Source organism: Aliiroseovarius halocynthiae, assembly GCF_007004645.1.
In the GTDB taxonomy this organism is placed as follows: Bacteria; Pseudomonadota; Alphaproteobacteria; order Rhodobacterales; family Rhodobacteraceae; genus Aliiroseovarius; species Aliiroseovarius halocynthiae.
This window is the reverse complement of sequence record NZ_ML660019.1, coordinates 440542-452876: the sequence shown is the minus strand read 5'-3', so window position 1 is coordinate 452876 and position 12335 is coordinate 440542. Positions and strand designations below refer to the sequence as shown.

Below are 12335 nucleotides of genomic sequence, written 5' to 3'. Positions count from 1 at the left end.
TAAAAAGAAGGAGCACCGATGTGGCGCATATCGCTTTGACAATTGCCGGGTCCGACAGCGGCGGCGGCGCGGGCATACAGGCAGATCTAAAGGCAATGTCCGCACTTGGGGTCTTTGGCGCCAGCGTGATCACCGCAGTCACTGCGCAGAACACGCAGGCCGTCACCGCAGTTCACAGCATCCCGCTTGACGTCGTGACGGCTCAGATCGACGCCGTGCTCAGCGACCTCGACGTCCGCGCGATCAAGATCGGGATGCTGGCAACGCCCGAAATCATCGAAACCATAGCGGCGGCGATTTCCGATTTCACAGGGCCTGTCGTGCTGGACCCTGTAATGATCGCCAAGTCTGGCGATGCGCTGCTGGCGCGGGATGCTGTCGCAACGCTGCGGGATGTATTGTTGCCCCGCGCCACCGTGTTAACTCCGAACCTACCAGAAGCTGCCTGTCTGCTGGATCAACCTGTCGCCGACATGTCGGACGAGATGGCAACACAGGGACGAGCTCTTGTAGAGCTAGGCGCGCAGTCTGTCTTGATGAAAGGTGGCCATGCCAAAGGCGAGGTCTGCCGCGACATCCTTATTTCGAATGATGGGGCAATCGCCGAATTCACTGCACCACGCCGTCGAACCAACAACACCCATGGCACAGGCTGTACCCTGTCCTCGTCCATTGCGGCTGGCCTTGCCAAGGGGCTGTCGTTGCAGCAGGCGGTCAGTCAGGCCCATCACTATCTGCAAGGTGCAATTGGCACGGCAGATGACCTGCGCGTTGGCCACGGTCACGGGCCGGTCCACCACTTCCATCAGGTCTGGCAGGCGTGACGATCTGGTCCGTCATAGGGGCCGGCGTAGCCGGGCTGGCAGTGGCGACCGAGTTGGTCGAACGCGGTGCCCGGGTTCAGATCTTCGACCCCTCCGGCCCGCCCGGCCCGCATGGCTGTTCGTGGTGGGCGGGCGGCATGTTGGCCCCTTGGTGCGAATATGAGAACGCCGAAGAACCCGTGCTGCGGTTGGGGCAGCAGGCCATCGACTGGTGGGCAAGTAAGACCACTATTCAGCGCCGGGGCACCCTTGTCGTTGCCGCGCGGCGCGATATGCCGGACCTGCGCCGATTTGCCCGACAGACCGAAGGGTTTCGCGAAGCCGGTCCTGAGATCGCCGATCTTGAGCCGGATCTGATCAGCTTCAACAAAGGCCTGTTCTTTGACGCCGAGGCCCATCTCGATCCGCGCAAGGCCCTTCACGACCTGCATCGCAATCTGTTGGCAAAAGGCGTGGTGTTTCATCAGAAACCGGCCCCAACTCGACCGGAAAACGCCATTGATTGCCGGGGGCTGCATGCCCGCGACACCCTGCACGATCTGCGCGGCGTGAAAGGCGAGATGCTGGTGATCCGCTGCCCGGATGTCACCCTGACACGTCCCGTGCGCCTGCTGCATCCCCGGATGCCGCTTTACATCGTGCCGCGTGGCGATGGCATCTACATGCTGGGCGCCACGATGATCGAGGCCGAAGACAGCGGCCGCATCACCGCACGGTCCATGCTGGAACTGCTCAGCGCCGCTTATGCGCTGAACCCCGCTTTCGGCGAGGCCGAAGTGCTGGAGATCGGCGTCGATCTGCGGCCCGCATTTCCTGACAACCTGCCGCGCATTCGCAGACTAGGCCACACAATCTATGCCAACGGCCTGTATCGCCATGGCTATCTGCTGGCCCCCGCCCTGGCCAAGGGCGTGGCGGATCTGGCCCTTCACAACACACATTCGGAGATGGTCGATGAAGATCGTGCTTAACGGAGAGCTGCGCGAGGTCGCAGCCACCACCCTGTCCGCCCTGCTGGACGAATGCGACTTTACAGGCCGGGTCGCCACCGCCGTGAACGAGGATTTCATCCCCGCCACGCTGCGCGGCAGCCATGCTTTGCAAGATGGCGACCGGGTCGAGATCGTCTCGCCGATGCAGGGGGGCTAAGAATGGCATCTTTCTACGGCACCACCCTGCCCAACCCTCTGATGCTGGGCACCGCGCAATACCCCAGCCCTGCAATCCTTGAACGGGCGTTCCGCGAAAGCGGGGCGGGCGTTGCCACCGTATCGTTACGCCGCGAGGGGGCTGGCCGCGCGGGGCAAGCATTCTGGCAGATGGTCCAAGATTTGGGCGTGCTGACCCTGCCCAATACCGCCGGGTGTCACACGGTGAAAGAAGCGGTCACCACGGCCCATATGGCGCGCGAGGTGTTCGACACCACATGGATCAAGCTTGAACTGATCGGCCACACAGACAGCTTACAGCCGGACGTATTCGGATTGGTCGAAGCGGCCCGCATTCTGTCCGAGGACGGGTTTCAGGTCTTTCCTTACACCACCGAGGACCTGATCATCGGCGAGCGCCTGCTGGACGCGGGCTGCGAGGTGCTGATGCCGTGGGGGGCGCCCATCGGCTCGGGTCGCGGACTGAACAACGAATACGCCCTGCGGGTGATGCGGGCGGAGTTCCCAGATGTGCCTTTGGTGGTCGATGCAGGCATTGGCCTGCCCAGCCACGCCGCCCACGCAATGGAACTGGGCTTTGACGCCGTGCTGCTGAACACCGCGGTGGCACGCGCGGGCGATCCGGTGGCCATGGCCCGCGCAATGATGGGCGCGATCGAAGCCGGGAAGCTGGCGCATGACGCTGACCCGATCGAGGCACGCGACATGGCCGAAGCCTCGACCCCCGTGATTGGAAAGGCATTCCTGACATGACGCTCGACCGTTTCTATCCGATTTTCGACCATTCAGATTGGCTGCGCCGGATGCTGCCCCTTGGCGTGAAGCTGGTACAACTGCGGATGAAGGATCAGCCGGATGCGGTGGTGCGCGAGCAAATCGCCATATCCCGCGATCTGTGTCGCGATCATGGCGCGATACTGGTGATCAATGATCACTGGCAGGCCGCGATGGATCTGGGGTGCGACTGGATCCATCTGGGGCAGGAGGATCTGGACGAAGCTGACCTTGCCGCGATCCGAAGGGCTGGGCTGAAGCTGGGCGTCTCGACCCATGACGATGACGAATTAGAGCGTGTTCTGTCGATGGCCCCGGACTATGTTGCCTTGGGTCCCGTCTATCCTACCATCCTGAAGAAGATGAAATGGCACGAACAGGGCCTGCCCCGCGTCACCGAATGGAAGGCCCGTGTGGGTGACGTGCCTCTGGTGGGCATCGGCGGCATGTCGGTCGAACGGGCGGCTGGTGTCTTAGAGGCCGGGGCCGATATCGTCTCGGTCGTCACAGATATTACCCTGAACGCAGATCCAGAAGCACGCGTGCGTCAATGGATCGAGGCGACGCGATGAGCCGCTATGCCCGCCAAATAATTTTGCCCGAAGTCGGCGCCGACCGTCAGACACGTTTGGCACAGGCGCGAGTCTTGGTGATCGGCGCAGGCGGTCTGGCCGCGCCATGCCTGCCCCTTCTGGCAGGGGCGGGCATCGGTCATCTGACCATTGTTGACGGCGACACCGTCGCGCTGTCGAACCTGCACCGCCAAACCCTGTTCACCGAGGCTGATTGCGGCCTACCCAAGGCACAGGCGGCTGCATCCCGATGCCGCGCGATCAACAGCGTGATCACCATTGAAGCGCTGGATTGCAAACTCACCCCGGCCAACGCGCCCGATCTGGTGACCCATTCTGATTTGGTTGTGGATTGCGCTGACAACTATGCCGTCAGCTATCTTCTCAGCGATATCTGCATTTCCCAAGATACCCCGCTGATCAGCGCATCGGCACTGGGACTGGGCGGCTATGTGGGCGGTTTTTGCGGCGGTGCGCCCTCGCTGCGTGCGGTATTCCCAGACGCCCCCGGCAATGACGCAAGCTGCGAAACGGCAGGTGTCCTTGGCCCGGTCGTCGGCATCATCGGCGCCATGCAGGCGCAGATGGCTCTGAATATCCTGCTGGGCTTGACCCCGTCCCCTCTTGGACAGTTGGTGCAGTTTGATGCGCAAAGCCTGCGCTCGGCCAGCTTTCGTTTCGACAAAGCCACCGAACCCGACAGGCCGTTCCGCTTTGTCGCGGCGTCTGAGCTGACCGACACGGATCTGATCATCGAACTGCGCCAAGACGCCCCCGTTTTGCATCCTTTGGCCCGGCGGATCAGCCTCGAACAACTGGCCCAAAACCTGCCGACCTTGGACACCCGCCTTGCGCTGTGTTGCGCCACTGGCCTGCGCGCGTGGCGTGCTGCGGAAGAGATCACACAAAAATGGCCCGGCGAGATCGTTCTCGTCGCGGCCTCCGCCTCATGACGAACTGGAAGGAAATCTCATGAAACACCTGATCACCGCGCTTGCGCTGATGATGGCCACGCCCGCCATGGCCGCAGACAAAATGACCTTGTTGCTAGACTGGTTCATCAACCCTGACCATGGCCCGATCATCATCGCGCAGGAAAACGGTTATTTCGCGGATGAAGGCTTGGAGGTCGAGGTCGTGGCCCCCGCCGATCCGTCCGCCCCGCCCCGTCTTGTGGCCGCCGGACAGGCCGATTTGGCCGTGTCCTATCAACCGCAGCTGCACCTGCAGATCCACGAAGGCCTGCCGCTAAAGCGCGTTGGCACCTTGGTCGCGACGCCTCTGAACTGCCTGCTGGTCCTGAAAGATGGCCCGATCAAACAACTGTCCGATCTGAAGGGCAAGAAGATTGGCTTCTCGGTCGCCGGTGTCGAAGAGGCTGTGTTGCAGGCCATGCTGGGCCAACACGGCGTGACCACAGATGATATCGAGATGATCAATGTCAATTTCTCGCTGTCGCCGTCGCTGATGTCGGGACAAGTAGATGCCGTCATCGGCGCATTCCGCAATTTCGAACTGAACCAGATGGAAATAGAAGGCGTTGAGGGTCGCTGTTTCTATATCGAAGAGGAAGGCGTGCCGTCCTATGACGAACTGATCTATGTGGCCAATCCAGAACTGATGGACGCAGATATGATCGCACGTTTCTTGACCGCGACCGAAAAAGCCACGCAATTCATCGTCAACAACCCAGAAAAAAGCTGGGAAATCTTCGCGGCAACCTCGACCGAATTGCAGGATGACTTGAACGCCAAAGCATGGGTCGACACCCTGCCACGTTTCGCCCTTCGCCCTGCCGGGTTTGACGCAGGTCGCTATGCGCGGTTCGAACAGTTCCTGCTGGACAGTGGCATGATCCCGTCGCTGAACCCGGTCGCCGCAATCGCAATCGACGTGACCGCACAATGAGTGGGGACTATGGCCGTGCCTTCGCGTTGATGCACGATCAGGCACCCGACGCATGGCGGGACTACACCCGCCATGCATTCGTCGAGGGCATGAAAGATGGCACGCTTCCGCGCGACGCATTCCTGCACTATCTGCGGCAGGATTATGTGTTCCTGATACATTTTGCCCGGGCTTGGGCCTTGGCAGTGGTCAAATCGGAAACGCATGCGGAAATGCTGACAGCCGTGGGCACCGTCAACGCACTGGTCGCCGAAGAGATGCAGCTGCATATCGGCATCTGCGAGGCAGCTGGGATTTCGCAGGAGGATCTCTTAGCGACGACAGAACGGCCCGAGAACCTTGCCTATACCCGCTTTGTGCTCGAGGCTGGCTATAGCGGCGATCTGCTGGATTTGCTGGCAGCCCTCGCACCCTGCGTGATGGGCTATGGTGAAATCGGCAAGCGCCTAGCGGGCGAGAAGACTTCCGATGCCTATGCCGACTGGATCGCGACATATGCGAGCGATGAGTACCAAGGTGCCTGCAAAGCCGTGGGCGATCTGCTGGACGCAGCACTCACGCGTCGTCTGGGTCAGGATTTCGCTGCATCGCCCCGATGGGACCGCCTTTGCAACACCTTCCGCACTGCAACCGAACTGGAAGTCGGGTTCTGGCAGATGGGCCTGACCCCATGAGCAACGCGCCCGGCATCCGGGTCGAAGGCAGTGCGTCGATCAACGGTGCGCCGCTTTTTACCCCACTGACCCTTAAGCTGGGCGCCGGGCAATGGACCTGCCTTCTGGGCGGGTCCGGCGTCGGAAAATCCACGGTGCTGCGCCTGATTTCGGGCCTTGCCACCGGAGCTGAGTTCAACGGTACGATCGCCGCGACAGACGGCGCCGAACTCGCTTCTCGGGTTGCCTATATGGCGCAAGACGATCTTCTCCTGCCTTGGGCGAGTATCTCGCAGAACGTGTTGCTCGGCGCCCGACTGCGCGGTGAAACCCTTGATGCAGATCACATGCTTCGCATCCTTGACCGCGTTGGCCTGACGGAACATGCCAGCAAGAAGCCCATCGAATTGTCGGGTGGACAGCGTCAGCGGGTGGCCTTGGCCCGCACGCTGATGGAAGACAAACCCATCATCCTGTTAGACGAGCCATTTTCCGCACTCGACGCACAGACTCGCGCCGCGATGCAGGACCTTGCTGTCGAGTTGTTACAAGGCAAAACAGTGCTGATCGTCACCCATGACCCGGCCGAGGCCGCCCGTCTGGGGCACGCCATCATCGTGATGACCGCTGAGGGACTGACCCACTGCCCGCACCCCTCCACCCCCATACCGCGCCCAATTGATGATCTGGAGACACTGGAGTGTCAGGCTTCACTACTACGGCAGCTACAGACAGGTGCGGCATGAAGTATCTGTCTGCCCTCGCCGCGGCGGCGTTTGCACTGCTGTTGTGGCAGGCGATTGTCACGCTAACAGGATTGCCGAAATTCATCCTGCCCAGTCCGGCACTGGTGGCCGAAACATGGTGGCAGAACCGCGCGCTGATTGCCGAGCACACATGGGCCACGGCGCTGGAAGTGCTGATCGGGCTGATCATCGGTGCAGGCCTTGGGGTGGTGACGGCCATCCAACTTGCAGCGTCCCGCACTACGCGCCTTTTGGTCCAACCCTTGCTGGTGTTCACTCAGGCCTTGCCGGTCTTCGCGCTGGCCCCGATTCTGACGCTGTGGCTGGGATACGGGCTGTGGTCCAAGGTCGCGATGGCCGTGCTGATCATCTATTTTCCGGTCACATCAGCCTTTTTTGACGGGTTGATGCGAACGCCTCAGGGCTATCTTGATTTGGCGCGAACCATGCAGGCTAGCCCTGCCCGTATCCTGTGGCATATCCGGGTGCCCGCGGCCCTTCCCGCGCTCGCGTCGGGACTGCGGCTTGCGGCGGTCTACGCCCCTATTGGCGCGGTGATCGGAGAATGGGTCGGCGCGTCGCGTGGGTTGGGATACCTGATGCTTATGGCAAACGGGCGCGCGAAAACCGACCTAATGTTTGCCGCGATGCTGACCCTGGGCGTGTTCTCGATCCTGCTTCACCTTGTGGTCGCGTACCTAACCCGCAATCTGGACAAGGACAGCTGTTAAGGCCGGAATATGCACAGACACAGCCCAATCGTGCCCACACTTTTTCTAACATCATAGTTACCGCTTTCGTGATACGAATTCCTAGACCATCACAGACAGAAATGTGATGATATTCTTTCCACTCCACGGCGCATGCATGACAGAGTGTTTGTCCTTAGTGAATCGGGCAACGCTTAAACCTGAGGGCACTGCGTTGACGCAGTACAGGTGGCAATAGGCACTTGCCTTAATCCTCAACAGCATAGCGACGATGAAACGGTCACCGCCCCACCTATTTCCGTAATCCAGCCAAATCTTCGGGACCGCTCGTTAGGCCTGTGCCACTGGTCGTGACCCTCTTGCCGCCAGTCCACGGATACCTGCATCCGATGCCCAAGTTCAAACGTCGATTGGGCGTCGCTCAATGATGCGGATCCTCAGATAGTCACACCTAGATCCGCATCTGCCCTTATGTAACTCGAAAAACAGTGTCAGCCACAGTTCATGCCCAAATCGCAGCTATAATTGCGATGGCGAGCGTAATTGCTACCGCAGGGCCCCGGCTTCGTGTCGGTAGAAAAAAGAACAGGCGTGACAAGTGACCAAGGACCGCAAATGGGGGCACCGCCCGCCAGACGTCGCGTTCAACCTTACCTCCGCCGTCACGTACCACGCCGGGCAGAAACCCGATTGCATTTAGCAAGGGACGAACAAGCCTTCGGCTTTTTCCACTTCTCAGCTGCGTACCATCGACAGCCGCTTGCAGCGCAGGGGCCAAGCTTGCCGTATCATTGGCCCAATGTGCGCGAAACAGGATCACACCATCTGGCGAAAGGATGTAGGCGGAATTTGGCTTTGGTCCCATTGCCTGATGAAATGTCCCATTGATGTCATCCAGCGCAACCTCGAAATGCGCACCCATGAACGCTGCCAGTTTTGTTGCATGCTCGCGTTTCTGGCTCGAGGTCTTTGGCTGTGGAATGTGCTCGCCTGGATGCGCCTCGCGGGTATTGACCAACACAAAACGAACCCTATCGCCAAATTTGTGATGCAAGTCCGCTAATGGCTGGCGCGCGCTGACCGTAACAGGGCAGGTTCGTGACCCAAAAACGAGCAGCAGGGGCTTGCCCCCTAAGTTATCACTTCGAAGTCGCGCACCATTGATAAACTCAAGGTCAAAATCTGGCACACGATCGCCAGGCGCTGGGTCCGTAGACTTGAAGCGCAGATCCTCAAGAATAAGACCCGTGGTGAACGTATCATAGGTATAGGTATCGCGAGAGGTTCCGGACATGCGCGAGACATCGGTAATGTTTGTCATAGAAGGCTCCTTAGTGTTTGGTAGCAAGGCGTGGGTGGGTCAAACGCGCGCGCTACTATTGTGAAAGAGCCGCTCAATGTTCAGACTCACAAATCTTCCTTTGCCGCGCCATGCTGAGTAGTTGACAAATGGAAGTGCATAGCTGGACAATCAACTCGCAATAACTGGAGTCTTATGTGCAAAAATGTTCAGAATTAATTTAGCCGTTGGCGCGCCTCCCGATGAAGCCAGGTGATCTTTTAGTCCTCGAGGCTCTAAGTCGCGCCGAGACCTATTCGGCGGCGGCGATTGAGTTGGACGTGTCACACACCACGGTGGCGCGAAAAATCCGCGATTTGGAAACCCATTTCGGTGCCCGGCTTATTGAACGTGTCGGCGACCGGATCACCATGACCCGCGAAGGTGAAGCTGCAGTGGACGCCGCCCGCCAAATCCGTGACGAAATGGACAGATTGGAAAGACGTATCGAGGGAAGAGACGCGGGTTTGTTCGGTCATATCATCCTCACCACAGTTGACATTCTTGCTTGGCACTACATGCCGAAGTTAAAGCAATTCATATCTCACCATCCGGACATCACTTTGGACATCGACGCTGAAACAACGGTGCGTAGTTTATCACGCCGCGATGCCGAGGTCGCGCTTAGGTTCACGAACGAGCCAGAACCATATTTGTACGGTAAAAAAATCGGACGTTGCGATTTTGCACACTATGCGCCTGCCTTTGATACCCCGCCACAGAGCAGCCGTATGGTTTGGCTTGAATACTCAGGTCAGGCGTGTGCCAATCGCTCGACTGAGTGGCTAAAGACCTATTTGCCCGGTGTCGAGCCACATTCCTATGTCAGCAGCCCATTAATCATGATGCAGGCCATTCAGGCTGGACTGGGTGAAGGTCTGCTGCCCACGCAAATCGTCGAAATACAAAAAGGCCTCAGACGGGTGAGTGAAAGCACTGCATTCTCTCTTGATATCTGGTTGCTTGCGCCTAAAGAGCTGCGCCATACCGCACGTGTTCGGGCACTATTCAACTGCCTTTCGAGTTGACGGCACTCCAACAGGCAACATCGCACAGCCTTACGAGGCGTACTGGCTTGGATTTGGGCCGCAGCCCTTGCCCATCTCTGCCATAACCGCCGATACAATCACCGGGCCCATATAGACAGGCCCAATGATGTTTCTTGTACAGTTCTAGAATTTTCTCCCGACCACCAATGTTTGACTCCCACTAGAACACGAGCAGCCCCAATACCGCCGCGATCAGCACGGTCCAGATCTCTCCCTTCTTCAGATACATCAACACGAAACATGACAGGGCGAAGATCACGGTTGGCGCCAGAAGGTTTGTTGCCTCACCGGCGATGCCTATGAGTAATGACAGTGCGGCCGCGATGATCATTCCGAAAACTGCAGATCGAATGCCCGCCTGTGCAGCTTTGAAACGTGCCATGTGACTGAAGCGCTCTAGCTGACGAGAGGCCAGAATGATCAAGGCTGCTGGCGGCATGAAGATCGCAATCGTTGCAATCACCGCACCAGCCAAGCCCGCTACCTTATACCCGATGAATGTAGCGCTGATCAGAATAGGTCCAGGGGTGACCTGCCCAAGCGCAATGCTTGCTGCAAAATCCTCGAGTGACAGCCATCCATGGGCATTCACGACCGCCTCTTGGATCATGGGAATGAAGATATATCCGCCACCAAAAAGCAGTAAGCTCATGCCCGAGAAAACCGAGAATAGCTGCACGAGGATTGAGGTGACAGTCAGCTGAGGCAGGAACAGGAACAGCCCGATACAGGTCGCCAGGAATACAGTGACAACACATGATCCGATCCCAAATGTCGGGTGCTGCCCAATTGCTTCGACGGGCACACCTGCATCATCCGACTGATGCCGCAAGATCCCCACCACGGCCGCGGTTGCGAAAATACAAATGACGGTCCAAATGCCCCCAACTGTCAAAAGCAAGGTCGCGGCGATCAGTGCAATGGCGATGTCGATTGGCCCCCGAAGCGCCTTTTCCCGCATTTTCAGACCAGCATTCAGGATTATGGCGGCAATCGCAGGCAGAACACCTGCAAGCGCCTTGTCAGCGACGACCATCGCTCCCCAAGATAGGTATAGAGCCGCGAATCCTACCATCAAAAAGAACGATGGCAAGATCACCGCCGCAGCGCACACCGCACCGCCAAGCGGGCCTCGGATCTTGTCGCCGACATATGCGACGACGTTCACCGCAACCGGCCCGGGAAGCAGCATCGCCAGAGCAACACCGTCCATGATGTCATCATCATCAATCAGACGGTGCTTTTCTACGATCTCGGAGCGAACGACCGAGATCAGCGCCATATATCCGCCCCATGAAATGCACCCAATTTTGAAGAAAATTAGAAACAATTGGGCGAGCGATGTCCCCTCGGCATACGTGCTGGCAGATTTATGCGACATGGCGCTTGTTTTCGCTGTTGGCGAGACGTTCCTTGATCTCTTGCATCACTGACGCCTGAGCCTTTCGTTTTTGCAGATCATCCGGATTTGCGGTTTCAAGAGCTTGCGCCTTAAGGCGTTGGTTTTCTTCGTCGAAATCGGACATCAACGGATATCCCATCTTGCTCAACGTGTCCCCCGCAACGGCTTCGAATACGGCGATGTCGTGCGGGCTCATTTCGCGCATGAATTTGTTTGTGTTTTGCGACATGACGGGTTTTTGCACATTGGACCACATCTTCCCGGCCACTGACGTGCTCGCGGCTTCGCGGGATTTATGGAACTCTAACATATCAGGATAGAACTGGACGCTCATAAAATCACATAAGCGGCGAAGCTCGGTTTCTGGGTGCGTGATGAGGTCAGAATAGGCGACCGAGATGAAACGGTCGGCCGGTAGTTTCTGGCCAAGTTCCAATGCCTTTTCTTGTTCTGCTCGCCATTGCTTCGCGATGTGATAGAATGATTTCTCACCCACTATGGCTTTTCGGAAAGACAGGGCAGCATCGCGGCCGTCGCGATGCAAGTGAATGAACTTGGCGTTCTCGCCGCCAAAGCGGTCAAGCTCATCCGCGAAATGCACATTCGCAAGGGATTTGCACACCCAGTCACGTGCTAAGTTTTGGCGCACCAGCAGGTTATGGATCTCGAAATAGACCGCGACGAGCGACTTTTCAGGGCAGGCCTCTTCCAAAGCAGCCCGATCAATCTGGCCAAGCTTCCAACTAACCGGATTCGTCTCGACAAGAAGGCAAACATCATCAACCAAACGCGAGAATGCCTGAGGGTTCTCTAAGTCGCCATACTCTTCCAGTAATGGCCACAGACGTTCCATTATATGGGGGGGGTGTGGGGCGACAATCTCGGGTGATTGATTCAGCATGATACGCAGTAGGTTTGACCCCGATCTCTGCGTCCCAATCATAAAGTATGGCATTAATGGCGCTCCGTTTTTTGGGCCGCCATCTCTTGAGGTCAGAGGTGGGCGGCAACTTCGATGCACCACTAAAACGCGAAATATATTTACGTTTCGTTAATGCAGATGAAGGGGGCGTTAACTCTGGCCGCTGCCACGTCTGCGCGAAGGCAATTCCACAAAAAAGCTTCCTCGATGGTGAAAATATTAACCAATCTGCCCCAACCTCAAGGAGCAAACCTACAAACACGTCGG

Annotated in this window: 14 protein-coding genes; 11 read left to right on the top strand and 3 right to left on the bottom strand. The window is 58.1% G+C overall.

Translation table 11 applies throughout. The features are described 5' to 3' along the window. Nucleotides 1-20 precede the first annotated feature (20 nt). Genes thiD through FIL88_RS02340 form a run of 10 tightly spaced genes read left to right on the top strand, consistent with a single transcriptional unit; the run spans nucleotide 21 to nucleotide 7377 of the window. Entirely contained in the window at nucleotides 21-824 is an 804-nt protein-coding gene (gene thiD, locus FIL88_RS02385; RefSeq protein ID WP_142852211.1) for a bifunctional hydroxymethylpyrimidine kinase/phosphomethylpyrimidine kinase, read from the top strand. Continuing rightward, complete coding sequence (locus FIL88_RS02380) at nucleotides 821-1795, top strand: FAD-dependent oxidoreductase (protein WP_142852210.1); 975 nt, start codon at nucleotides 821-823, stop codon at nucleotides 1793-1795. The genes thiD and FIL88_RS02380 overlap by 4 nt, the downstream gene beginning before the upstream one ends. Beyond that, nucleotides 1779-1973: a sulfur carrier protein ThiS gene (thiS, locus tag FIL88_RS02375; protein ID WP_142852209.1), complete on the top strand. Its 195-nt coding sequence runs from the start codon at nucleotides 1779-1781 to the stop codon at nucleotides 1971-1973. The genes FIL88_RS02380 and thiS overlap by 17 nt, the downstream gene beginning before the upstream one ends. A 2-nt stretch (nucleotides 1974-1975) precedes the next feature. Further along, the gene (locus FIL88_RS02370; protein WP_142852208.1) at nucleotides 1976-2746 is read left to right on the top strand and encodes a thiazole synthase; all 771 of its coding nucleotides are present in this window, start codon (nucleotides 1976-1978) and stop codon (nucleotides 2744-2746) included. Then, entirely contained in the window at nucleotides 2743-3339 is a 597-nt protein-coding gene (locus FIL88_RS02365) for a thiamine phosphate synthase (RefSeq protein WP_142852207.1), read from the top strand. The genes FIL88_RS02370 and FIL88_RS02365 overlap by 4 nt, the downstream gene beginning before the upstream one ends. Beyond that, nucleotides 3336-4292, top strand: coding sequence for a HesA/MoeB/ThiF family protein (locus tag FIL88_RS02360; RefSeq protein WP_142852206.1), 957 nt, complete (start codon nucleotides 3336-3338; stop codon nucleotides 4290-4292). The genes FIL88_RS02365 and FIL88_RS02360 overlap by 4 nt, the downstream gene beginning before the upstream one ends. A 19-nt stretch (nucleotides 4293-4311) precedes the next feature. Further along, nucleotides 4312-5247: an ABC transporter substrate-binding protein gene (locus FIL88_RS02355; RefSeq protein ID WP_142852205.1), complete on the top strand. Its 936-nt coding sequence runs from the start codon at nucleotides 4312-4314 to the stop codon at nucleotides 5245-5247. Beyond that, nucleotides 5244-5921, top strand: coding sequence for a thiaminase II (gene tenA, locus FIL88_RS02350; RefSeq protein ID WP_142852204.1), 678 nt, complete (start codon nucleotides 5244-5246; stop codon nucleotides 5919-5921). Before FIL88_RS02355 ends, tenA begins: the two co-directional genes overlap by 4 nt. Continuing rightward, nucleotides 5918-6646 (top strand): ABC transporter ATP-binding protein, encoded by a 729-nt coding sequence (locus FIL88_RS02345; protein WP_142852203.1) that lies wholly within the window; start codon nucleotides 5918-5920, stop codon nucleotides 6644-6646. Before tenA ends, FIL88_RS02345 begins: the two co-directional genes overlap by 4 nt. Further along, a complete protein-coding gene (locus FIL88_RS02340; protein ID WP_142852202.1) occupies nucleotides 6643-7377 on the top strand; it encodes an ABC transporter permease in 735 nt (244 codons plus the stop codon). Before FIL88_RS02345 ends, FIL88_RS02340 begins: the two co-directional genes overlap by 4 nt. Nucleotides 7378-7858: 481 nt before the next feature. Here the strand turns inward: FIL88_RS02340 and FIL88_RS02335 are convergent, their stop codons facing one another. Then, nucleotides 7859-8677, bottom strand: a complete 819-nt coding sequence (locus FIL88_RS02335) for a TlpA family protein disulfide reductase (RefSeq protein WP_142852201.1) — start codon at nucleotides 8675-8677, stop codon at nucleotides 7859-7861. A 221-nt stretch (nucleotides 8678-8898) separates the two neighbouring features. Here FIL88_RS02335 and FIL88_RS02330 point away from each other — a divergent pair, with 221 nt between their 5' ends. Next, the gene (locus FIL88_RS02330; protein WP_142852200.1) at nucleotides 8899-9723 is read left to right on the top strand and encodes a LysR family transcriptional regulator; all 825 of its coding nucleotides are present in this window, start codon (nucleotides 8899-8901) and stop codon (nucleotides 9721-9723) included. Between the two features lie 181 nt (nucleotides 9724-9904). On the opposite strand, the gene chrA is transcribed toward FIL88_RS02330, so the two are convergent. Continuing rightward, nucleotides 9905-11125: a chromate efflux transporter gene (chrA, locus tag FIL88_RS02325; protein ID WP_142852199.1), complete on the bottom strand. Its 1221-nt coding sequence runs from the start codon at nucleotides 11123-11125 to the stop codon at nucleotides 9905-9907. Beyond that, nucleotides 11115-12089 carry a sulfotransferase family protein gene (locus FIL88_RS02320; RefSeq protein ID WP_281281296.1) on the bottom strand — a complete coding sequence of 325 codons (975 nt, stop codon included), beginning with the start codon at nucleotides 12087-12089 and terminating at the stop codon, nucleotides 11115-11117. The genes chrA and FIL88_RS02320 overlap by 11 nt, the downstream gene beginning before the upstream one ends. Nucleotides 12090-12335: the final 246 nt, after the last annotated feature.

Coding starts and splice junctions, on each gene's coding strand:
- FIL88_RS02330 (WP_142852200.1), top strand. CDS start 8,899: ATGAAGCCAGGTGATCTTTTAGTCCTCGAGGCTCTAAGTCGCGCCGAG.
- thiS (WP_142852209.1), top strand. CDS start 1,779: ATGAAGATCGTGCTTAACGGAGAGCTGCGCGAGGTCGCAGCCACCACC.
- FIL88_RS02365 (WP_142852207.1), top strand. CDS start 2,743: ATGACGCTCGACCGTTTCTATCCGATTTTCGACCATTCAGATTGGCTG.
- FIL88_RS02360 (WP_142852206.1), top strand. CDS start 3,336: ATGAGCCGCTATGCCCGCCAAATAATTTTGCCCGAAGTCGGCGCCGAC.
- FIL88_RS02340 (WP_142852202.1), top strand. CDS start 6,643: ATGAAGTATCTGTCTGCCCTCGCCGCGGCGGCGTTTGCACTGCTGTTG.
- FIL88_RS02370 (WP_142852208.1), top strand. CDS start 1,976: ATGGCATCTTTCTACGGCACCACCCTGCCCAACCCTCTGATGCTGGGC.
- FIL88_RS02335 (WP_142852201.1), bottom strand. CDS start 8,677: ATGACAAACATTACCGATGTCTCGCGCATGTCCGGAACCTCTCGCGAT.
- tenA (WP_142852204.1), top strand. CDS start 5,244: ATGAGTGGGGACTATGGCCGTGCCTTCGCGTTGATGCACGATCAGGCA.
- FIL88_RS02355 (WP_142852205.1), top strand. CDS start 4,312: ATGAAACACCTGATCACCGCGCTTGCGCTGATGATGGCCACGCCCGCC.
- FIL88_RS02320 (WP_281281296.1), bottom strand. CDS start 12,089: ATGATTGGGACGCAGAGATCGGGGTCAAACCTACTGCGTATCATGCTG.
- FIL88_RS02345 (WP_142852203.1), top strand. CDS start 5,918: ATGAGCAACGCGCCCGGCATCCGGGTCGAAGGCAGTGCGTCGATCAAC.
- chrA (WP_142852199.1), bottom strand. CDS start 11,125: ATGTCGCATAAATCTGCCAGCACGTATGCCGAGGGGACATCGCTCGCC.